At 60.6% G+C, this 22,750-nt stretch carries 18 protein-coding genes; 3 read left to right on the forward strand and 15 right to left on the reverse strand.

Features of this window, described 5'->3' with window-relative positions; genetic code table 11:
• The 3 genes from GR212_RS06705 to GR212_RS06715 form a co-directional block, all read right to left on the reverse strand.
• Window positions 1-1,008 carry an ABC transporter permease gene (locus GR212_RS06705; protein ID WP_163985673.1) on the reverse strand — a complete coding sequence of 336 codons (1,008 nt, stop codon included), beginning with the start codon at window positions 1,006-1,008 and terminating at the stop codon, window positions 1-3.
• Window positions 1,009-1,020: 12 nt separating this feature from the next.
• Window positions 1,021-2,550, reverse strand: a complete 1,530-nt coding sequence (locus GR212_RS06710) for a sugar ABC transporter ATP-binding protein (RefSeq protein WP_163985674.1) — start codon at window positions 2,548-2,550, stop codon at window positions 1,021-1,023.
• Window positions 2,551-2,635: 85 nt separating this feature from the next.
• Window positions 2,636-3,616, reverse strand: a complete 981-nt coding sequence (locus GR212_RS06715) for a substrate-binding domain-containing protein (RefSeq protein ID WP_246725697.1) — start codon at window positions 3,614-3,616, stop codon at window positions 2,636-2,638.
• Window positions 3,617-3,894: 278 nt separating this feature from the next.
• Here GR212_RS06715 and GR212_RS06720 point away from each other — a divergent pair, with 278 nt between their 5' ends.
• Window positions 3,895-4,662, forward strand: a complete 768-nt coding sequence (locus GR212_RS06720) for a FadR/GntR family transcriptional regulator (RefSeq protein WP_163985747.1) — start codon at window positions 3,895-3,897, stop codon at window positions 4,660-4,662.
• On the forward strand, window positions 4,649-4,846 hold the full coding sequence (locus tag GR212_RS06725; protein WP_163985675.1) for a hypothetical protein: 198 nt from the start codon (window positions 4,649-4,651) through the stop codon (window positions 4,844-4,846). Before GR212_RS06720 ends, GR212_RS06725 begins: the two co-directional genes overlap by 14 nt.
• An 84-nt stretch (window positions 4,847-4,930) precedes the next feature.
• Here GR212_RS06725 and GR212_RS06730 read toward each other — a convergent pair whose 3' ends face one another.
• The 11 genes from GR212_RS06730 to GR212_RS06780 form a co-directional block, all read right to left on the reverse strand.
• Window positions 4,931-5,407 carry a cyclic nucleotide-binding domain-containing protein gene (locus tag GR212_RS06730; RefSeq protein WP_112798757.1) on the reverse strand — a complete coding sequence of 159 codons (477 nt, stop codon included), beginning with the start codon at window positions 5,405-5,407 and terminating at the stop codon, window positions 4,931-4,933.
• 53 nt (window positions 5,408-5,460) lie between these two features.
• On the reverse strand, window positions 5,461-8,175 hold the full coding sequence (locus tag GR212_RS06735; RefSeq protein WP_163985676.1) for an ABC transporter transmembrane domain-containing protein: 2,715 nt from the start codon (window positions 8,173-8,175) through the stop codon (window positions 5,461-5,463).
• 235 nt (window positions 8,176-8,410) lie between these two features.
• Window positions 8,411-9,556, reverse strand: a complete 1,146-nt coding sequence (locus tag GR212_RS06740; protein ID WP_163985677.1) for a glycosyltransferase family protein — start codon at window positions 9,554-9,556, stop codon at window positions 8,411-8,413.
• Complete coding sequence (locus GR212_RS06745; protein ID WP_204326304.1) at window positions 9,553-10,818, reverse strand: glycosyltransferase family 4 protein; 1,266 nt, start codon at window positions 10,816-10,818, stop codon at window positions 9,553-9,555. Before GR212_RS06745 ends, GR212_RS06740 begins: the two co-directional genes overlap by 4 nt.
• 11 nt (window positions 10,819-10,829) lie before the next feature.
• Entirely contained in the window at window positions 10,830-12,044 is a 1,215-nt protein-coding gene (locus tag GR212_RS06750) for a glycosyltransferase family protein (protein WP_163985679.1), read from the reverse strand.
• 102 nt (window positions 12,045-12,146) lie between these two features.
• On the reverse strand, window positions 12,147-13,322 hold the full coding sequence (locus GR212_RS06755; RefSeq protein WP_163985680.1) for an ABC transporter permease subunit: 1,176 nt from the start codon (window positions 13,320-13,322) through the stop codon (window positions 12,147-12,149).
• The gene (locus tag GR212_RS06760; protein ID WP_163985681.1) at window positions 13,319-14,317 is read right to left on the reverse strand and encodes an ABC transporter permease; all 999 of its coding nucleotides are present in this window, start codon (window positions 14,315-14,317) and stop codon (window positions 13,319-13,321) included. The genes GR212_RS06755 and GR212_RS06760 overlap by 4 nt, the downstream gene beginning before the upstream one ends.
• Window positions 14,310-16,226 (reverse strand): ABC transporter substrate-binding protein, encoded by a 1,917-nt coding sequence (locus GR212_RS06765; RefSeq protein WP_163985682.1) that lies wholly within the window; start codon window positions 16,224-16,226, stop codon window positions 14,310-14,312. Before GR212_RS06765 ends, GR212_RS06760 begins: the two co-directional genes overlap by 8 nt.
• Window positions 16,223-18,130: an ABC transporter ATP-binding protein gene (locus GR212_RS06770; RefSeq protein ID WP_163985683.1), complete on the reverse strand. Its 1,908-nt coding sequence runs from the start codon at window positions 18,128-18,130 to the stop codon at window positions 16,223-16,225. Before GR212_RS06770 ends, GR212_RS06765 begins: the two co-directional genes overlap by 4 nt.
• Before the next feature lie 132 nt (window positions 18,131-18,262).
• Window positions 18,263-19,627: an adenylate/guanylate cyclase domain-containing protein gene (locus tag GR212_RS06775; RefSeq protein WP_163985684.1), complete on the reverse strand. Its 1,365-nt coding sequence runs from the start codon at window positions 19,625-19,627 to the stop codon at window positions 18,263-18,265.
• A gap of 356 nt (window positions 19,628-19,983) precedes the next feature.
• Entirely contained in the window at window positions 19,984-21,159 is a 1,176-nt protein-coding gene (locus tag GR212_RS06780; protein WP_163985685.1) for a DUF3095 domain-containing protein, read from the reverse strand.
• Window positions 21,160-21,304: 145 nt separating this feature from the next.
• Here GR212_RS06780 and GR212_RS06785 point away from each other — a divergent pair, with 145 nt between their 5' ends.
• The gene (locus tag GR212_RS06785; protein ID WP_163985686.1) at window positions 21,305-21,784 is read left to right on the forward strand and encodes a class I SAM-dependent methyltransferase; all 480 of its coding nucleotides are present in this window, start codon (window positions 21,305-21,307) and stop codon (window positions 21,782-21,784) included.
• Window positions 21,785-21,796: 12 nt separating this feature from the next.
• On the opposite strand, the gene GR212_RS06790 is transcribed toward GR212_RS06785, so the two are convergent.
• Window positions 21,797-22,675, reverse strand: coding sequence for an FkbM family methyltransferase (locus tag GR212_RS06790; RefSeq protein WP_163985687.1), 879 nt, complete (start codon window positions 22,673-22,675; stop codon window positions 21,797-21,799).
• Window positions 22,676-22,750 lie beyond the last annotated feature (75 nt).

Genomic DNA, 22,750 nt, shown 5'->3' on the forward strand with positions numbered 1-22,750 from the left:
TCAACCCTTGTTTCGCGACGCGCTACGCTTGATCGCCTGGATATTGGCAAGGACCGCAACGACAATGATGAGACCACGCACGACCTGCTGGAAGAACGGGTTGATGCCGAGCAGGACGAGACCGTTTCCGATCAGCGTGATCACGAGAACGCCGAGCAACGTCCCGAGCATCGAGCCTCGCCCGCCGGAGAGCGACGTGCCGCCGACGACGACAGCCGCGATCACGTCGAATTCGAGACCCGTCGCAGCGGTCGCATTGCCCGAGCCGAGGCGCGAGAGGAGAAGAATGCCCGAAATTGCCGCCATGGCACCGGCGATGGCGAAGAGTGCGACGCGAATGCGGGAAACGCTGATGCCGCTGAGAAAGGCTGCATGCGCATTGCCGCCGATGGCGAATACAGATCGGCCGAACGCGGTCTTGCGGCTGATGAAGGCAAACAGCGCGAAAAGCACCAGCATGATGATGGCAGCCGGCGGAATGCCGAATACGGAGCGATCCAGCGCATCGACCATATCGTTGCGGCCGATCGAGACCGGCAGGGCATCGGTGATGAACAGTGCCGTGCCGCGCAGCGCGCTCCAAAGGCCAAGCGTGCCGACAAAGGACGGAACGTCGAAATAGGCCCGCAGGATGCCGGCGATCGAGCCGAGCGCGGCGCCGAAGACGATTGCCAAGGCGAAGGCAAGCGGTGTCGGCACATGCCACTGCAGGAGATAGGCAAGGATGACCGAGATGAAGGCGACCATCGGGCCGACGCTGACGTCGATTTCGCCGGCGATGATGATCAGCGTCGCCGCCCAGGCCGCGATACCGATCGTCGCGGCATCCCGCAGGATATTGATCTGGTTGTTGAACGACAGGAAGCCGTTCGCGGTCGAGGTAAAGACCGCGTAGAGAACGATGATGGCTATGAACAGGCTGAGTTCGTTCATATGCTGGGAGAAGCTGAAGCCTCCCTTGCTGGCCTTGGCGGCCGGCGCGGATTTTGCCGTCTGATCGAGTGACATGAGAGACCTCCGTCAATGTCCGGTGATGCAGGCGGCCATGACGGCGTCCTGATCGATATTCGGAAAGGTGAACTCCTCCTGCAGCGTCCCGTCCCTCAAAACGAGGACCCGGTCGCAGACAAGAGGCAGCTCCTCTATTTCGCTGGATACGAAAATGATGCTGCGGCCGTCGGCCGCCAGTTCGCGAATGATCGCATAGATCTGCGCCTTGGCTTCGACATCGACGCCGCGTGTCGGCTCGTCGAGCAACAGGACGCGGCTGCCGGCATGCACCCAGCGGCCGATGACGACCTTCTGCTGGTTGCCGCCGGACAGAGTTCCGATCGGCGTGTCGGTTCTTGCGGTCTTGACATGCAGACGCTCGATGACCCGGCGCGTCGCCTCGGCCATCAGCCGGCTGGAGAGAATGCCGTTGCGGCTGACCGCCGAGAAATTCGTTGCCAGCGCATTCTCGTCGACGCCGAGAAGCGGTACGATACCCTCTTCCTTGCGGCTTTCCGGCGTATAGCCGAATCCGCGCGCCACCATCTGCTTGTAGCGCGGCGTCTTCACCTCGGCGCCGTCGATCACGACATGACCGTGATCGAAGGGCCGCACGCCCATGATTGCCTGCAGCAATTCCGTTCTGCCGGAGCCGAGGAGACCGGCGATACCAAGCACTTCGCCTTCCTTCAGCTGGAAGGAGACGGAGGAAAGTTTCGGCGCCAGCCCCAGGTCTCGAACGTCCAGAACAATCTTGTCGCGACTGCGCGTTTGAAGCGCGGCTGCCTGCGAAGCCTCCGAGCCAAGCATCAGGCGCACGATCTCACGGGTTTGCGCCCCCTTCACGTCAACCGTATCGATGATGCGGCCGTCGCGCATCACGGTTGCCGAATGGGCGATCTGCCGGATCTCGTTCATGCGGTGGCTGACATAGATCACCGCAATACCTTCCGAGGCTATGCGCGTGACGGCGCTCATCACCTTTTCGGCTTCGGCGGCGGCAAGCGAGCTCGTCGGTTCGTCGAGGATGACAATCTTCGGCTTGCCGACCAGCACGCGGGCTATTTCCAGGAGCTGCCTTTCGGCGGGGCTCAAGCCTGCGACGAGCCGGCTCGGCGGCAGGTCCAGGCCGAGGCGACCCATCGCCTCGGCGGCTTCGGCTTCCATCTGGCTATATTGGATGATCCCGCCCTTGCGTGGCCAGCGGCCGAGGAAGAGGTTTTCCGCGAGCGACATGCCGGGCACGAGGCTCAATTCCTGATAGACGACCCGGACACCCTTTTCGAAGGCTTCCTGCGCCCGGCTGGAGCCGGCATGTGTCAACGGCGCGCCATCGATCGCCACCGTGCCGCTGTCAGGAATCTCGGCGCCGGTCAGCATGCGGATCAGCGTCGACTTGCCGGCGCCGTTCTTGCCGAGCAGCGCCCTCACCTCACCCGCCGCCACTTCGAACGTCGCGTTGTCCAGAGCCAGCACGCCGGGATATCGGCGCGTCGCCCCCTGGACCGAGGCGATGATGCGCTGACCCCCGACCGCGTTGGAAGGGTTTGCAGAAATCATCGAGTTCTCCAACTCAAAGGAAAGATGCCGCCAGATGGATCCAGCGGCAACCTTGTTACGCTAGAAACCGGGAACTACCGGCTGCTCACGGGATACCGTCGGCATGCGCCGCAAGCCAGGCCTTGCCATCCTCGGACGACTTGTAGAGGTCGATATCATAGGGCACCTTGATATCGGCCGGCGCCTTGCCATCGATCGCCTTGACCGCCTGGGCCAATGCAAGCTTGCCGAGGCCCTGGCCGGAAATATCGACCACCGCCTTGATGACCGTGAAGTCCGCCAGCTCCTGAGCGATCTCCGTCGTCATGTCGCCGCCGAAAACGACTGTCTTGCCGACACGGCCCTGGCTCTTGACCGCACGGGCGGCGCCGAGCGTCGCACCACCGGCTTCGCCGAAGAATGCATCGATATCCGGGTTCGCCGAGAGCATGGTGCTTGCGACCGAGACCGCCTTGTCGAGAATGGCACCTTCCTGGTTCGCGACGATCTGCGCGCCCGGAACCTTTTTCTTCAGCGCATCCTCAAAGCCCTTGCGGCGCGTTACGCAGACTTCGACGAATTCGCAATTGAGGACGGCGATCTTCGGCGCATCCTTCTTTTCGGCCAGGAAATAATCGCCGGCGGCATCGCCCAGCTTGTGACCGAAGTCGTAGGGATCACCGACCGCATAGGCGGAGACATAGTCCTTCATGTCCTGGTCGTTGAGGCAGGTATTGTAGCAGACGACCGGAATGCCCGCATCATGCGCGCGCCGGATCGCGCGGTAGGAGCCGTCGGCCGAGACAGGCGAGACGATGATCGCCTGAACACCGGCCGAGATCAGCGAGTCGATGAAGGACGACTCCTTGCTGACGTCGCCCTGGGCGTTGGTCTCGATAACGTCGAGTTTGCGGCCGGCATCCGCCGCACCCGATTGAATGCCCTTGCGGACGCCGGCATAGAAGCCCTGCGCATCCATATAGATGGCGCCGACTTTCAGGTCCTTGTTATCAGCGAAGGCGGGAACGGCACTGGATGCAGCTATAATTGCTAGCGCCGCCGCGGCGCGCGTGACGAAACTCATCATTTCCTCCCAATAAGCGTGGTCATCTTACACGACGAGAAGCGGCTGCCGCCTCCCCTCGGATGTCCGCACCATATTGCGCGTCATACAAATGTCAACTTAAATACGATTTATTTCCACGAAATTTGGCAAATTTGCCTATATTAGCATTTCTGACCAAGAAACATGGCGACATACCTAAAAATAAATCGTATTTATTTATAGCGAATGTATGCTTGACTATTGCCGCGCGTGACGGAATTTTGTCGCGGTTGAAATGGGGAGGAACGAGTGTGACGTTGATGGGAAAGCCGCTCACCGAGGACGGAGAACCGATCGCAGCGCGTGGGAAACGCAGCGTGCGCGAAGCCCTGCTTCACGATCTGGTGGAAAAGATCGTCTCGGGAAAAATCGCTGAGGGGTCGACCTTGCCCAATGAAGCGGAGCTGACCGAGCGCTTTGGCGTCAGCCGCACCAGCCTGCGGGAAGCGATGCAATATCTCTCCGCTCTCGGCCTGGTACGCTCGCGCACGCGAGCGGGCACGACCGTCCTGCCGAGGGAGAACTGGAACTATCTTGACCCGCTGGTTCTTGACGTCATGCTGTCGGCGGGCGCGGACAAGACCTTCTACACGTCGTTGATCGATGCGCGCCAGTTGCTCGAGCCGGCCGCGGCGGCGCATGCCGCAGCCAATGCCACAGCGCGGCAGCTCTCGCAGATATCGAAGGCTTTCGAGGATATGGTGGAAGCCAATTCACGCGACAACGAAGCCTGGAGCCGCGCCGATCTCGAATTCCATACGGCCATCATCGATGCGAGCGGCAACTGGGTATTCCGGCAGTTCGGCAGCGCCATCCGCGCCGCGCTGCTTGCAAGCTTCCGTCTGACGAACCGGGCCAGCCAGTCTCACGAGCAGGCGATCCTCAAGCATTACGAAGTGCTGGAAGCGATCAGGATGCGCCGACCCGAAGCCGCTCGCTACGCGATGGAACAACTGATCGGCGTTGCCCGCAGCGAAATTACCGATGCGCTGCGCAAAGCAGGCATCGTTTCAGATGGAACTCCATGAGCTGCCCGGGGGGCCTTCTTCAAGCCGTATCGGCTTCCAAAAGGAGATCAGACGCACTTTCGATGATGTTTGGGCAGGATGGTACGACCCGGCGGGCATGGAGAATATCGATGTTCGCCAGCCCGTGCGCTTGCCGCCTCACTATTTTCAGCTTGGCGATCTGGCCCTCGACATGATCGTTTAACCACGGCCCTTCAATCGCGTTGCGAATGGCATCGATGTCTTTGGAAAAGACGGCCTGAAGGCAAAGGCGCCGGGTAACGCGATCTCAATGCGTCGACATAGGCTGCGGCTGATCGAGCCGGCTGCGGACGGCCGTGAGCTCCGAGGTCGTGTGGTTGAGGCGGTCGGCGAGCACGCGCATGATTTCGACGGCCATTTCCGGAAAATCGCTGAGCAGCTTCAGGAAATGCTCCTTGCTGATCTTCAGTGCTTCCAGCCTGGAGGTGGCTTTTACGGTGGCGGTACGGGAGACGTCGCAAAGGATGGCGATTTCGCCGACGATGGAATTGAGGTCGACTTCGGCAACCTTGATTTCGCCGGCTGGGCTATCGACGAGAATATCAGCAGTTCCGGAAAGAACAACATAGGCCGCGTCGCCCTGATCGCCCTGATGAAACAGGGTTTGGCCAGCATTGTAGCTGACGCGATCCGACGTAAACGCCAAAAGCTTCAATTTCGCAGGCGCGATGCGCGAAAAAATCGGCACCCGCTTCAGCATTTCAACTTCATCCTTCAGAAGCATGAACTTCGGTACCCCCAGTGTTCGGCCCCAGACGCCACTGTCGAGATAGGATATTACGATAACAGTTCTTTGAACATACCGTTTTTCTCTAAAAGATCGGTAGTGGACCCGCTTTCGACAAGACTCCCGTGGTCAAAGACCAGAACGCGGTCGAACAATTCCGCAAAGCTCGGGTTGGACAGCACCCAGACGATCGCCGGGGCATAGCCGTCGCTGTCGAGCTTGCCCAGGATCGCTCTCGCAATCTGATCCTGGACGCGATGATCGAGCGCCGGCAGCGGACGATTGCAGATGATATAGTCTGCCCGCTTCAGAAGCGCACGACCGAGATTGAGCTTCTGGCGCTGCACGTTCGTCAGGCGCTTGCCACCGGAGCCGACATCGAAATCCAGGCCGATCGACAGGACGCTGTCATGCATGCCGAGACGCCCGAAGACATCATACATGATCTGATGGATGCGCTCCGGCGCATTGGCCTGCTGATGGGCGATACGGCCGAACAGCACATTGTCCATCAACGTCGCGGAAGCGGTGAAGCGCTCGGGATCGTAGCGCTCGATCACGCTGGCGAGATCCGCCGGAATATTCTCATAGAACTTCGCGCGCGCCTGCACGATCTTTTCCATCAGCACCTGCGTCAAAAGACCGAAACGATGGCGTGGTTCGATATAGGAGAAACTGAGGCGGATGATGGCCGCCCGCTCGTCATCCGCCGCCGCCTCGTAGCCCTTGCCGTTCAGCTTCTGCAGCAGCGCTTCGTAGGTGGGGATGTCCTCCGCCGTCATGAAGGTCAGCTGCTGGAAGAACGGATGATCCGGCGGCAGGTCGGTGAAGAGCTCGACCGCGTTCTCGGCGATCTCCAGACCCATATCGTACAAATCGGACACGAGCCCGGTTTCGGCGAATATCTGCTGGAAGTAGGGATGCGCAGCCAGCTTGCGATTGGTCATTTGCGGCCGCTTCAACGTGCCGAACAGCAGATTTTCACCGACCGTCGCCTGTGGGTTATAGGCATCGAACTGAAAGGGAACGACGAGATCTTCGAGCTTCTCTTCGTCGAGCCGCAGCCGCAACGCCTGGCGCAATTCGACGATGCGCGACGTCAGATCCTGATGTGCCGCCGCATCGACATTCGAGCGCAGCGCCATGTCGAAGATGTCCTGGGACATGGCGACGGCATCGAGAACCGGGCGGATCACGGAATAGATGTCGTCCGGCCCCGTCGCGCCCGCCGCCGCATAGTCGACCCAATCGCTGTTGAGGTCGAATTCCGGATTGGCCGCGCGCCTCGCTTCGATTACGCGCCATTTAGCCTTGTTGGTCTCATCTTCGGTATAGACCGGAGGGACGAGCGGGGCGTGCTTGAGGGCGTAGAGCAGGTTGCTGCGCAAGGTGCCATGGAAGAAGAATGTCTCGGATGAAGCGTAGGCGATGCGCCGTCCTGTCATCGATTCCGGCAATTCCAGAATATCGCGACCGTCGATCGAGACACGCCCGCTGTCGGCCCAGATGAGACGCCCGAATGCTTCGGCGAGATACTCGCCACCCGCCCCGCTGGCGCCGACGATCGCTACCCTTTCTCCAGGACTGATTTCCACCGAAACGTGATCGAGTACGCGCGCGCCGCTATCGTCGACGACGGTGAGATTGGTCGCGACGAGGGAATGGGTGATGCGCCCCGCCGGCGCATGCGACACGACCTGTATCTTGGCATCGATCAGATTATCGACGCTGAACTGCTCGACCACCTGATTGTACTTGACCTGAACGTCCTGGCGCGACTGATCCCAGTCGATCAGTTCCTTGAGGGGCCCGGGCAAATCCTTGTAGGCGTTGATGACTGCAACAAGCTGACCGATGTCCAGCCGGCCCTGCAGGGCGAGGAAACCGCCAATCAGGTAGAACAGAAAGGGCGTGACCTGTGCGAGGAAGTTGTTGATGAACTTCACCATGAACTTCCATTGATACAGATCGTAGCGGATCGAGAAGATCAGCCCCAGGCGGTGCGCGATATCGGCGCGTTCCAGGTTCGTCGTGTCGTTGGCATGGATGGTGCCGATGCCATCGACGATCTCGCCGACGCGGCCGGAAAGCTCGCGCGCCGTCAGCTGGCGCTGGCGACCGAGCTCCAGCAGCCGCTTGCGCATGCGGGGAATGACGATCGCCTGCACGGCGACGATGGCCGCGGCAATCATGCCGAGCCAGAAATTCTGCATGATGATGAAAACGAGCGCGGTCACGGCCTGACCGCCGAGGAGGGCGGGCTGCACGAAGGCATCGCCGGTGAAGCCGCCCATCGGCTCCACCTCATCCTTGATCATCGTGGCGATTTCCGCCGGCTTCACGCGCTTGAAATGAGCGGGCGGAAACCGCAAAACGCGATCGATCAGCTCGAAGCGGATGCGTCGCAACATCCGCTCTCCAAGGCGGCCCTTGTAGGTATTGATGTAAAGCTTGAAGAGGCCGTTGAGCACGACCAGCGCCAGGAACACGAGGCTGAGCGCAATCAGCATCCACGCGCGGGTGAGCTGCAGGCCCTGAAACACCTCGATGTGACCGATCAACGGAATGTCGAGGGCGATATGCATGAAAGTCTGCGTGTCGCCGGGATGCTCGAAACCCTTGCCCTGGATCGGCCCGTTGACGATCTGCTTCGGCAGGTCGAAAGACAGGAAGTATGGGATCATCGAAGCCGCGACGACAAGCAGTATCCAAATCTGCTCCAGCCGGGTATTCGACCAAATATAACGCGCTAGGCTTTTTTCCATTGCTTACTGCAGGCTTTCAAATTCAACGCCCAGCGCCTGCCAGGCGCCGGCACCGATGTTGCAGGGATGCGGGAAGGTTTGGTTGCGGATATGTGGCCCCATGTGTGAACGGGAACACGGCCCGGTCTTGCATCCACGCCCCTCCCGATTCATCGATTTCCTGATTTATATCACAAGATTGCAGGAATCTAGGAGGATAAAGCGACCGGACATCTCCGATGGCCGCAGTGCCTGCCTATGCGAATTGGCGCAAGATGGCGGATGTTCTGGCGGCACCGCCCAGATCGATGTCCGTGTCGTTTGGCTTGGGTCGCGACAAAGCGGTCTTCACGGCCTCGGTCAGCAAATCGGCGGTCAATCCCGCCTCAGGCAAGGCCAAGGCAAGGCCCAGCTTCTCCAGCCGCTCGGCCCTGACCGACTGCTCGGTTTCACCGCCTGCCGTGAAGGGAACCAGAATGGCGCGGCATCCGGCGACAAGAAGATCTCCGACCGTATTGTAGCCGGCTTGCGAAATAGACAGCGCTGCTCCCCGCAGGAGAGATGGAAAATCCTTGCGGAAGCGAACAAGCTCGACATTGCCGGGCGCGTCTGTGGCGATATCCGCATAATCCTGCTCGGGCAGGTTCGGCCCGGCAATCAACAGCCAGCGGCGATCGGTCGCCACGCGGCCTGCCGCCTTCAGCGCCGCGCGGATGAGGTCGCGCCCGACCGCCCCGCCGCCTGCCGAGACGACGATATCGAAGATTTCGGTCGGCTCCGGCGGCAAGGTCGGTGCGACCAGACCCGTGTAGACGATCTTGTCGGCGATCGCTCCGGTCAAGGGAAAGGTCTCCTCCAGCCGGACGAAATGCGGATCGCCATGAACAAGAACACCATCGAAGTGATCGCGAAGAAGGCTGACCGTCTCTTCGTCGCGCCCCGGTTTCTTCTGCTGCTGCAGAATATCGCGCACCGAGGTGTAAAGCCTCGGCTTCGGATCGGTCTTGGCAATGGCGTCGAGCAGCGGCAGAAGCTCGAACCGCATCTGCCTGCGGCCGAACGGAAAGGCTTCGATGACAACGACATCGGGTTCAGCCTGCCGGAACGCATCGAGCAGCAGGTCGCGGCGGCGAGACAGAAACTCCTCGTCGACGGGCTTTCCGGACTGATCGGCAAGGCCCGAAAAACCGGCGCTGCTGGCAACCACGGCCGGCAATGTGACGGAGGTCACGTCCGCGCCGGGAAATCCGTTCACCGGCAAGCCGCCTGTGACGACCGTCACTTGGCAACCGTCGCTTGCCAAGGCGCTGGCAATGCGGCTGGCTCGCGCCAGATGGCCGATGCCGAGCAGATGCTGAACGTAGAAGAAGACGCGCAAGGGCGAAGAATGCGAAGCCGTCATGCGGATTTCCGCCATTGATCTTCCTTTTGCCACTGCTCCTCGAACAGCCGCGTCAACTGCCGGATGCTGGCGTGATAATCGAAATGCTCACGCACCCGCCGTTCGGCCGCCTCGCCAAGTCTCAGGCGCAGCGCCGGGTTGCGAATGGTCGATTCCAGTGCGGCGGCGAGCGCCTGCGGATTCTCAGAGGGAACGACGAGGCCGTTTTCGCCATCATCAAGCAGTTCGGGGACGCCGGAGACATTGGTGGAGACGCAGACGAGACGCTGGCTCGACGCCTCCACCAGCACATTCGGCAGGCCGTCGCGATCGCCGTCGGCCGCTACCCGGCAGGCAAGCGCGAAAATATCGGCCTGGCGATAGTGGGCAAGCACGTCTTCCTGCGCGAGTGCGCCTTTCCAGGTGATACGGCCGGCAATGCCAAGCGTGTCGGCAAGGGCCTTCAATTTCGACAGGCCGTCACCGCCGCCGATATGGGTAAAACGCCAGTGCAGATCGCCGGGCAACAACGCAAGCGCCCTCAGCAGCACATCGTATCCCTTCTTCTCCACGGCACGCCCGACGCTGAGAATGAAGGCGGGATCGGAGGTGTCCGTGCCATCGCGATTGGAGTGTCCACCGGCGAAGGGGCCGAAGCGATCGAGATCCAGGCCGTGATAGCTTAGATGCACCTTGTCGCCCTCGGCGATCAGATCGCGCATGTGCTCGAAGCCGGTGCGCGTGCAGGTCACCGCCCAGCGGGCCCGGTCAAGCTTTTCCGAAAGCTCCCAGTCCGGCGAGGTCCAGATATCCTTGGCATGGGCCGAGCATGTCCAGGGAATGCCGGTCATGATGCTGGCATAGGCCGTCACCGAGGCTGGCGTGTGGATGAAATGGGCATGCAGCCACTCACCGCCATCGGGCCATTCATGCGCCAGCACCAGGGCCTGCCCGAAACGGCGCACCCGGTTCGGGGTGAGATCCCGTTTCAGGTCGGCCCAGAACTGCTTCACGAGCGGTTTGAAACCCGGCTTGCCGATGCCGGCAAGGAATGCCCGCAAAACCCTCAGCGGCTCGTCGTGCAAGTATTCCGGCAGGTAGACGACACGCGCCTTGATTTCGTCATGGACCGGATGGCGCTTCTTGTCGGTGGGTTTGCGCATCGAAATCAGCGTCAGGTCGAAGCCGGCCTTTTCCAGGCCGAGCAGCTCCTGCGCAATGAATGTTTCCGACAGGCGAGGATAGCCTTTCAGGACCACCAGTATTTTCTTCCGCATCGACAGGTTCCGGCGATCTATTCGGCCACGATCGATAGCGGCGGGTAGCGCTCGCGATCATCGAACCATTCGCCAACCGTACGCGAAATATGCACCAGTCCCTCGAGACGCATGTTGCTGCTGCTCGCCGACGGCGGCGCACGGTGCGCCAGGCGCTTCAGGGCTGCGGCAAGCTTGCTCGGATCGGCGGACTCTTCCGGCAGCAGCATGTCGACGAGGCCGAGCTCGCTTGCCCGCTGCGCGCGGATCAACTGCTCTTCGCGCGGACGCGTGCGCGGAATGATCAGCGCCGGCTTGTCGAAGGACAGGATCTCGCAGTAGGTGTTGTAGCCGCCCATCGCGACGACGGCCTTGGCACCGGCGATCAGCTCTTCCATCTTGTTGTCGAACTCGATCACCTGCAGACAGTCGACCTTGCTTGCACGCTCCAGCAACTGGCTGCGCTCCTTGGCCGGCATATAGGGGCCGAGGACGATCAGCGTCTTCTGCGTCAGGGACTTGTCCTGCTCGAAGGCGCCGACGACATCGCTGACCAGATCGGCGCCATCGCCGCCGCCGCCGGTCGTCACCAGAATATAATCCTCGTCGGGCACATGCTCCGACTTCGTTCCCAGAGTGGAAACGCTGCGCTGGAGGAAGCCGACGAACTCCATCTTCCGGCGCACGCCCGCCGGTACGTCGAGGCCCACAAGCGGATCATGGAAATCCGGCGGTCCATAGACCCAGACGCGATCGTAGAACTGATCGATCTTCTGCAGGACGTTGTTCTTCTTCCACTCCGCTTCCAGCAGGTGCGGCGCGTCCATGACGTCGCGCATGCCCAAAACCAGCGTCGTGCCCCGCGCCTTGAGATAGGTCAGCGTCTCCTCGACTTCGCCCTTGAGGCCCATCGGCTCCTTGTCGACGATGAAGACATCCGGCTGGAAGGTCTCCGCCGTATGCCGGATGATCGACTGCCGCATCTTTAGCGTCTCTTGCAGAGCAACGTGGCTTGCCATCGACGTATACTCGCCGTCGCGCAGCTTGATGACGCTCGGCACCTTGACGAAATCGACGCGCGATCGATAGTCGAAAGCACCGGCAATCGTTGCGCCGGAGATGATCAGCACGTTCAGCCCGCGGTAATCTTCTACCAGCGCATGCGCGATGGTACGGCATCGCCTGAGATGGCCGAGACCGAACGTATCGTGGCTGTACATGAGGATTCGAGCATCTTCTAAGCGCCGCTTCATGGGCAAAACCTCTGGGGGATGAAAGTCATGTACGTGGTTTGTCGGCACACGACATCCACGTCCGCTTCTCGAATTGCAATCCTGTCTTCGCCATTCACCCTGCTATTTGTAGGGATCGGCAGCATCGCGCAAGCCGTCTCCTAAAAAGTTGAACGCCAGAATAACCAAAATCACCGGCACCATAGGGAAAAGGAGCCATGGATAAAAGGCGATGACGCTGACGCTCCTCGCCTCGGTTAACAAAATTCCCCAGCTCGTGATCGGCGGACGAAGGCCCAATCCGAGAAAACTCAGCGCAGTTTCGCCAAGAATCATGCTGGGGACCGAAATCGTCGCCGTGGCGATCAGATGCGACATGAAGCCGGGAACAAGGTGGCGTCCGATGATACGCGGCGTGCTTGCCCCCATCAACTGAGCGGCGAGTACATAGTCTTCCTCGCGCAAGGATAGCAGCTTCGAGCGTACCGCGCGCGCAAGACCGGTCCAGTCCAGAATGCCCAGAATGATGGTAATGCCGAAATAGACGATGATCGGGCTCCAGCTCACGGGCATGATCGCCGCCAGCGCCATCCACAAAGGCAGGCTCGGCAGCGACTGCAGCACCTCGATCACCCGCTGCACGAGAAGATCGAAAAGGCCGCCGTGATAACCGGCAAGACCGCCGATGACGATGCCGAGCACGAAGCTGATGGCTATGCCGATCAACCCGATGGTGAGCGAAATGCGCGCGCCGTAGATGATGCGCGAAAGCACATCCCGGCCCAGGCGATCGGTTCCCAGCAGATACATCTGGCCGCCGACAGCCGGGCACACCAGATGAAGGTTCGAATCCACCACTCCCCAGAAGCGATAGGCGTCACCGCGGCAGAAGAAGCGGATCGGCTGCACGTCGGAGGGATTATCGGCGTAGATCCGCCGCAGCGTATCGATGTCGAGGGTCATCTTGCGGCCGTAGACGAACGGACCGACGAAATCGCCCTTGTCGAAGAAATGGATCCCCTGCGGCGGCGAATGGATATAGTCCACGTTGCGGGTATGCAGCCCGTAGGGCGCCAGGAATTCCGCAATCAGGATCGTCCCGTAACACAGAAGCAGAAAGATGCCGGACGCCAGCGCAAGTCTATGCTTCTTGAACTTCCACCACATCAGCTTCTTTTGCGAAGCCATGTAGTAGCGTTGCTGACCGGCAGACATCGCCTCGAACTGGTCCGGATCGAAATCCGCATTCGAGACATAGTGCTCCAGGGGCGCGCCGGGGCGTGGCAGGGGTGAGTTCACTTCGTGCTCCTGCCTTGCAAGCGGATGCGGGGATCAAGGAAGCCGAGGGCGATATCCGAAATCAGCACGCCGATGACGTTGAGAAAGGCCAGGAACATCAGGAACGAGCCGGCAAGGTACATGTCCTGGCTCTGCAGGGCCCTGATCAGCATCGGCCCGGTCGTCTCCAGCGACAGCACGATGGCCGTGATTTCGGCACCGGAGATGATCGACGGCAGGATCGAGCCGATATCGGCGACAAAGAAGTTCAATGCCATCCGCAGCGGATATTTCACCAGGGCCTTCAGAGGGTGCAGTCCCTTGGCGCGAGCCGTGACGACATATTGCTTTTGCATTTCGTCGAGCAGGTTGGCGCGAAGGCGGCGGATCATGCCCGCAGTGCCGGCTGTGCCGACGATGATGACCGGGATCCACAGATGCGACAGGATCGATTGTGCCTTTTCCCAGCTCATCGGCTGCGACAGATATTTCTGGTCCATCAGATGGCCGATCGATACCCCGAACCAGACATTGGCGAAGTACATCAGGATCAGCGCCAGCATGAAGTTCGGAATGGCGATGCCGAGCAGTCCGAGGAAGGTCAGGCCGTAGTCGCCCCAGCTATATTGATGGGTGGCAGAATAGATGCCGATCGGAAACGCGATCAACCACGTCACGAGGATCGTCGTCATCGATACGAGGATGGTCAGCCACAGGCGGTCGCCGACGACATCCGAGACCGGCAGCTGATACTCGAAGGAATAGCCGAAATCACCATGCAGCATGCCGGCGACCCAGCGGACATACTGGATCGGCAAGGGTCGGTCCAGCCCGTATTCGTGGCGAAGATTCTCGATTTCCTGAAGGTTCGCGGTCTCGCCCTGAGCCCGCAGTTCGGCGATCTGGCTTTCGAAAAAGTCGCCGGGCGGAAGCTGGATGATGGTGAAGACCAGCATCGAAATGACGATCAAGGTCGGGATCATCACGGCGATGCGCCAGAGGATGTATCTAAGCATTCTGCCCATCCCCCTTCATCCAGAAGGTATCCGGCATATAGACACCGAGATAGCAGGTCGGATCGAAGCCGTAGAGCGCCTTTTCCGGCACGTTCTGCATGCGCGCCGAATGAACGATCGGCTGCAGGGTCGCGTTGACGAGGCCGATGGAGAAGACTTGGTCGGTATAGATGGCCAGCATCTTGTGCCAGATATCCGCCCGTTCGAAGGAAGACGCCGCCGTTTCCCATTCGCGCAGCAGCTTGACGAGTTCGGCCGCCTCGGAGACTTCCGGCGCCACGCCCTGCGTCTCGCGCGAGAGATAGTACATTCCCCATAGCGGCCATTGCATCTGGTCGTCCATGGTGGGGGCCAATTCGCCCGGGTTCATGTCGGCGGTCGGCACTCCGTTGTCGAGGCCATACCACAACGACATCAGGATACGGCCGCCCATGGCGCGGCTACGGAAGACATCGCGTTGCGATACTCTGGTGAAAAGTGCGATGCCGACCTTGCGCCAATGGTCCGTGATCAATTCCAGAACGTCGGAATCCAGCGTGCTTTCGCCAGGCGTCTCAACGGTGATCTCCATTCGCCGCCCGTCCGGCAGAATGCGGATGCCATCTTCGTCGCGTTTCGCGAGACCGGCGGCATCGAGCAGGGCATTGGCTTGATCCGGGTCGTGCGCGATCCACGCCGAAGCATATTCCGGCTTGTAGAGCGGACTGTCCGGCAAGACCGTATCGGCGCTCTCCGCTCCGAGGCCGTAGAAGACGGCCATATTGATTTCATGGCGGTCGATCGCCAGCGACAGGGCCCGCCGCACCCTGACGTCGCGCATGACGTCCCGCCAGACGGGATCGGCGCTGTTCAAGTTCGGAAACAGGGCGATGCGCGAGCCGCGCGCCATTTTCCAGAGGTTGACCTTGACCGGGTAGCGCTTCTCCGCATCCTTCAGGAAGGTATAGTCGTTGAAGTCTATGCCGGTGGCCTGCAGATCGCTTTCCCCCGCACCGGTCTTGGCGGCAATGATCGAAGACGAGCTGATATTCAGGATCATGCGGTCGATATAGGGCAACTGCCGCCCATTTTCGTCGACGCGGTGGAAATAGGGATTACGCTCGAAAACGAACTGCTCCGCAGGCGGCGCCGTCGTGTTCCGCCAGGGATCGAGTACCGGCAGATTGGGATTTTCCGGCCGATAGGCCCGACCCATCTTGATGTGCAGATCCTGCCATTTCTTCACCCGGTTTTCCTGCATCAGCGAGGAAAGGCGGATGCTGTCCTGATATTTCTTATGGAACTGCTTCAGATAATGCGCGGGGCCAGCGATGACGAGCGGCTGCGGCGCGGCAAGGCTCGGCAGGAAATCCGGATTGGGATCGTCCCAGGAGTAACGCACCGTCAGTTCATCCAGCTGCTCGAAGCGCGGCAGGCTGCCATGCGGGCGCAGCTCCAGCGCACCCCCGCCGGGCGTCAGCTGCTTGTTGAGGATGACGTCTTCCCACCAATAGCGGAAATCATCGGCCGTAAACGGGTGTCCGTCCGACCATCTGTGCCCATCGCGCAGCTTGAAGGTGAAGACCATGTCGTTCACTGCCGAGCAGGACTCCAGAATATCCGCCTGCAGCGTCAGCATGCGATCATAGCCGACCAAACGGGCATAGCCGTAGATCGTCATGAAGCGGATATCATTCTGGCTGCCGATGATCGTGCGTACCGATCCCCCATACCGGCCGGGCGTGCGGCCCATGGCGGCGACGTTGACGATGCGCGGGAATTTCGGCAGGCGCTTGGCAAGATGCGGCATCTGGCCCGCCCTCAGCCACTCGGCAAAATATTCCGGCTCGTTGTCGACATCAGCCGCCAGAACAGGCTGAGGCAGAACGGTGGAGGCCAACAGGCCGAGGAAAGTGCGCCGATCGATCATTTCCGCAGCTCCTGGGCATCGACGCCCCGGCGGGCGCGAACGAAGTGTCCGCCGCCCAGATCGGCGTAGGCAAGCTCTCCCTCGCCGCCCTCGGCAAATTGCGGCCCCCATTTTTGCTTGGCCGCGGGCCCTTCGCTGTTCAACACGGAGAAATCGAGCTGCCGGTCGAGATCGGGGAACGGGACGGCGGCCAGAAGCGACCGCGTATAGGGATGGACGGGCTCCCGCAGGATGACTTCCCGCGGCGCGATCTCGACGATGCGCCCGCGCGCCATGACGGCAATCCGGTCGGCCATGTAATCGACCACGGCAAGATTATGCGAAATGAACAGATAGGTCAGGCCGAGTTCCTTCTGCAGATCCTTGAGCAGATTGAGGATCTGCGCCTGCACGGACACATCGAGGGCCGAGACCGGTTCATCGAGAATGAGAAGTTTCGGCCCCAGCGCCAATGCACGCGCAATGCCGATGCGCTGGCGCTGGCCGCCGGAGAAGCTGTGCGGGTAGCGGCTCAGATAGTGCTTGTCGAGGCCGATCGCCTGCATCAGCGCCTTGACTTTTTCCTTGCGCTCGGCGCTGTCGCCGTGCCCATGGATCTCCAGCGGCTCGCTCAGAATGTTGCGGATCGTCATGCGTGGCGAAAGCGACGAGACCGGATCCTGGAAGACCATCTGTATCTTCGTGCGCAGATCCATCAGTTCATCGCCCTTGACGGCGAGGACGTCGATCTTGCCGCTGCCGTCATCGAAGCTGACGGAACCGCTGTCGGCCGTGATGGCCCGCATGAGGATCTTGCTCACCGTCGTCTTGCCGCAGCCGCTTTCGCCGACCAGGCCGAGACACTCGCCGCGGCGGATATCGAAACTGACATCGTCGACCGCGCGGAACTTTCCGCCACCCCGCGTTCCGAACAGGCCGCCGGCCTTCGAGGTGTAGGTCTTGGTCAGATTGCGCACGCTCAGCATGACATCGGGCGCTGAAGCCGTAGCGCTCGAACCGTTGCCGATCAGCTTCTTCTTGCCGGAGAAGGTGCCGAGATTGACGGGGACATCCCGCAGGGACTTCAATCGCTCGCCGGGCTTCATGTCGAAATGCGGCACCGCCGACATCAGAGCCTTGAGATAGCGGTGTTGCGGCTGACGGAAGATGGTTTCGACCGGCCCCGCCTCCATGATCTCGCCGTGATAGATGACGACGACCTCGTCTGCCATGTTGGCGACGACGCCGAGGTCATGGGTGATGAGGAGCATCGCCATGTTGAAGGTCTGCTGAAGATTGCGCAACAGGCCGAGGATCTGAGCCTGGATGGTGACATCAAGCGCCGTCGTCGGTTCGTCGGCAATCAGGAGCGCCGGATTGCAGATCAGCGCCATGGCGATCATCGCGCGCTGGCGCATGCCTCCGGAGAGTTCGAAAGGATACCTGTCGAAGGTGTGAAAGGGATCCTGAAAGCCGACGAGGCTTAGGATTTCCTCGGTCTTCTCACGCTGCTCCGCCTTGCTGATGCCGGGACTGTGGATACGGAGCGCTTCGCTGATCTGGTTTCCCACCGTATGCAGCGGCGACAGCGACGTCATCGGCTCCTGAAAAATCTTGGCGATGCGTGCTCCGCGCAGCCTGCGCATGGCCACGCCGTCACGCGGCAGCTGAAGAAGATCGGTGGTCTGGCCGTCGAGCGGATCGGTGAACAGTATTCGGCCGGTCGCCGTTGCCGGCGCCGGAAGGATTCCCATGATCGACTGGCTGATGATCGATTTGCCGGAGCCGGATTCGCCGACCAGGGCGGTGACCTTGCCGGGAAGCACTCTCAGACTGGCATTTTTGACGACGCGCAGCTTGTCCCCATAAAGGGAGAACGAGACGTCGAGGTCCTCGATACGCAGTAGATCAGTCCCTGACGCCATACATATTACTTCCCGCTCACATGACCTTTGTGGCCTTCGCGGCACACTAACGTAGGCCATAACGGGTGTCTAGCTGGTCAAAGCAATGCAGAGACTTTAAAAAAACTGTCGTCTTTCCAGTGATATATCGGTCTATGCTGAACCGGGGGACGACAGGGGCCGCGAGGTCAGATTTTCGACTTGAACACGCCCTTCGAACTTCTTGGCGTCCCTGTGCAACAGAATGACCTGTTCAGCCTCCGACAGGCTGTCCGCCGCCGTTTCCTGAAAGATTTCCATCGCGCCATTGGCCGCGGTGGCGGCTTTCGGGTAGACGACGGTAAAGCGCTGGCGCACGCCACGCAGCTTCTCTTCGCCGAGTTTTCCCCATTCGCAATCGGTGTAGCTGGAGAATGCCTGGCTCGCGACGACCTCGGTCGAATATTTCTTGGTCAGGGATTGCAGCCGTTCCACCTCGTTGACGGCTGCCCCGAAGGCCGAGAACGTCAACCGGTCCTTCAATCCGACATTGCCGAACATGACGTTGCCGACATGAAGGCCTATTCCATAGCGGACTTCGCTCAGGTTGCGCGACTGGCGGTCGCTGTTGAGCGCAACGACACGACGCTGCGCCTCGAAAACAGCCGACAAAGCCGCCTCGCAGGCCACTTTGGACGGGTCCTTGTGCCGTCCGCACGGATAGACGGCAAGAAACCCATCACCGAGAAAGCTCAGGATTTCGCCTCCGTTGCGATTGAACGGGGCTGCGATCGCGTCAAAGAACTCGTTCAGCGTATCGATATAGGCCTGACGCCCTTCCTTTTCGGCATAGACGGTCGATTGCCGCATATCGCCCATGACCAGCGCCGCACGGATCGTCTCGCCGTCGCCGCGGCGGATCTGCCCGTTCAACACACGCTTTCCGGCGTCGCCGCCAAGATAGGTGGTCAGCATATTGTTGGCGAGCCTGCCGAGAACCGCCATCTTGGCAGCCATTGCCAGATGGTTCTGCATGCGCATCAAAGCGCCGATCATATCCTCGCTGAACCCACCGATACTATCTGTAGACCAGGAGCCCATCATGCCCTGGACCGAGCCTGCGCCGAAGGTCTGCACGAAGGCCATGTAGTCGGTGACGCTCTCCCTGCGCAGGTCCTCGAAGATCGGAAACTCGACCGCGCCGTCCACATCGATCCTGCGGCGCAGATGCTGAAGATTATTGGACAGGAGATAGTAGTAGGGGCTCTGCATGAAGCGCTCCGGCTTCTCGTTCACATGCCGGTAGCCCTCGATCGTCAGACCGCCGGAGCGCCGCCAGGTGAAACCGAGCGCGTCATAAAGCGGGTGAAGCATGGAAAAGGTGAGATGCACGCGGGCGATCGGCATTCCCGTCGCCGCCATGCGCTCGCAGAAGCCTCGAACGATGGTCTCGAGATTTTCGCCGGTCAACGCAGCCTGCGTCAACCATTCCGCCACTTTATCGAGAAGAATATCAGAAACATTCGAATGAATAGTCATTATCCCCGCGGCCTATCCTGCAGTGCCTGATGCCCCGTCCCGGCCATGCAACGCCGATGATTTCGCCGGCGCCCATTTCCAGAACCTCCGGCCTGTCGGTAAGGCCGGATGAAACCATCATGCTAAATCAGCGACACCCTCTTTCACCAGAGAGCATCGACATCAGAAAATTCGACTACGTTTTCCCGCGCCCCCGCACACGAAATGCAGCAGATGACAGCCGCAGCAAGCAGCGACTCTCGTTTTGTTCTCTTTCAGATAAGGCGCATATGCCGCTGAAACAATGGGCAAAAATAACAGTGATCGAGAAAATCAAGACCACGACCCGTAGCCAGCTGCAGGTGCTATCCGAAAAGTCACTCGCCTGCGGCCAGCTCAGGCGGCCTCTTCTGCCGCAAGGCCATGGCCGCCATCGCATACCCTCCACTTGCGCCATCGATGAAATGCATATGATCCCGCATGAGCGGAGTGGGCACGAAACACGTCATCAGCGCGCTATCCTGTCGGTGCAGCCCGTAGCGACAGATCCCCTCAGCCTCGGCCTGGCGCAAACGCTCCTCGATGCGGGCGCGATGCGCGGCATCGACGTCGATGGTCATTTTCAGGCCATCGTCGAATTTGCGGAAATCGGAATTCGCGGCAAGATCTCGCCGGTAGATCTTGGCATCAAAGGTTGCCGTTTTCACGCCGAACTTGTCGAGCACCCAGACAAGCGCAATCTGGGCATCGATGGCGAGCTTGCGCCACCGGCGATGGGGGGGCGATACGGCGGCACGCGCCTCCATGTCGACACCATCGAAGTTGAGCGCCGGCGTCGGCCCCTCGACGGGTACGGGATGGCCGTCGCGATTTTGTTCGGCGGAAATGGCGATGATATCGGCAACCAGCTGCCGGAACTTCGGGCCATTGCCGGCATCGCCGGGAATGGCGATGATGGAAACGATCTCGCCGTTCTGCGCCTTGATCGGATTCCAGCGGCAGGAAAGGCCCGTCAGGTCCGGCTCGCTGTCGATCGTCGTCGCTTCGACGATGAAGTGCCCTGTTTTCATCTGCTTTTCCGCCCAGCTCGTCCCGCCGCCGGAAAACATCGCGTAGGACACATAGTCGCTCGGGCTGAAGCGGGCGACCCGCACATCGAGGCCTTCGCCGCGGATAGCGCTCATCGGCACCAAAGCCGTGCGCAGATCGAGATGCAGTTCCGCCATCACCCAGCCGCGAACGGCGGCAAGCGCCCGGCGAACCCGCTCCTCTCCCGTTGGCGGAATGGCCACCAACGCACCATCCCCGCCGAAGGCAAAGGGATAGTCGCCCCTGTCCAGGGCGTTAAGCACGGCGGAAATCACGCTCGCGCCCGCCATGTTGACGGATTTGTAGTGGCCGGCGGCAATCGCCTTCGTCGAGCTGACAATATCGGCGATCGCAATCAGCCAGTCATCCGGCAGAGGCTGATAGTTGGCGCCATCGGTGACGCCCTCGAAACGGGTGAACCCCGTAATCCCGTGGAAGAAATCATCTCTGGATGGCCCGGCCATGACGTTTCCCCCTTCAGTGAGCGCCGCGACAATCTATCCCTACAGCAAATGCATCGAAAAGCCAGCCGACGGTCGACGCCACGATGCAGGCCGTGCTACTCCCGCTGACGGAGAGGCACAACACGCCAAGGATACTTCAGATACGATGAGCCGCCTGGATAGTTTCATTCGCCGCCTGAGCGCACAACGCGACATCCTCAATGCCGTTGCCGATGAGGTCAGGGCGATCGATGGCCCCGTGCTGGAACTGGGTCTCGGCAATGGCCGTACCTTCGACCATCTGCGCGAGCTCTTCCAGGATCGCCGCATCGTCGCATTCGATCGCGCGGCCAATGCCTACGGCCCCTCCATGCCATCGGCCGACAATCTCATTCTCGGCGAGATCAAGGATACGGCCAGGACCTTCGTCGGCGCGAACGCCTCGCTTGCCCATGCCGATATCGGCACCGGCTACGAAGACAAGGATGCGGTGACGCTGACCTGGCTGCCTCAGATCATGGCCGGCGTGCTGGCATCGGGGGGGCTCGCGGTCAGCGGCCTTCCTCTCGATCACCCCGATCTCCAGGCGCTGCCTCTGCCATCGAGCGTCAAGGAAGGACGCTATTTCATCTATCGCCGCCGATAAAACGGTTCAGCCTCACCCCAGAAACAGAACGTCGAACTGCTCGCCTTCGGTGGGCAGTTCGATCACTTTCATGGCCCGCTCACCATCTTCGAAAAAGGCGAGGCATTCGCTGTAGTGCGCGGCAAGGTCGGCAATGAAGCCTCTGGTCTGATCCTTGCCGTAGAAGGCCGGCGTGAATTCCATGTAGAGCGGCACTTTGCGGGCCATCAGCGCGACCATCGATCGGCAGGCCACCGGCTCATAGCCCTCGATATCCATCCAGATCAGCCCGACATCGGCGGGATCGACACCAGCCTGCAGAAGAATATCCGGGACAGGACGGACCGGGACGGAGATCTTTTCGTCAGTCGGACTTTGGCGCAAGGCGCTGCTTTTGCCATGGTTTTTACGATTGAGGTAGAAGTCGAGCTGCCCTTCGCGATCGCCGGCGGCGCAGTTGACCGCGGTCACTCTCCCCTCCAGGCCGTTGTCGGCGATGTTGATCGACAACAGCCGGAAATTGCGCGGATCCGGCTCGACAGTGACGAGACGGCCGTAGGCGCCGCTGAGAGCAAAATAGCATGTCTGCGTGCCGATATTGCCGCCGAGTTCCAGCAGGGCCGAGCCCTTGCGCAACAGGCCGCGTTCACGCAGCACGCCCAGCAGCCGATCGACGTGGTCCCGCTCGAAATGACCTTTGCGAAAGACCTTGCGGCCGATGTAGTCAGCCGGCGAGAAGCTCAGGACATGATCGCCGCAATCCACCGTCACGGTCCTGACGCGCGGGCCGAGCGCGCTGACAAGGATGTCCCGGCCCAGGCGCGTGTCGAACAGGCGCACGGCGATCGCATCCCGCTTCCTACGGAAGGCACGTTTCCAGTATTTTTTCGAGAGGAACTTGCGGTCGAACATGAGGAGCATCCCTACACGAGGGCCTTGCCGTTGCAAACGGAGAACATCGGCGGATGCGCCGCCGGTTCGCTATCC

Origin of the sequence: Martinezella lusitana (assembly GCF_010668395.1) — a bacterium.
GTDB lineage: Bacteria > Pseudomonadota > Alphaproteobacteria > Rhizobiales > Rhizobiaceae > Rhizobium > Rhizobium lusitanum_A.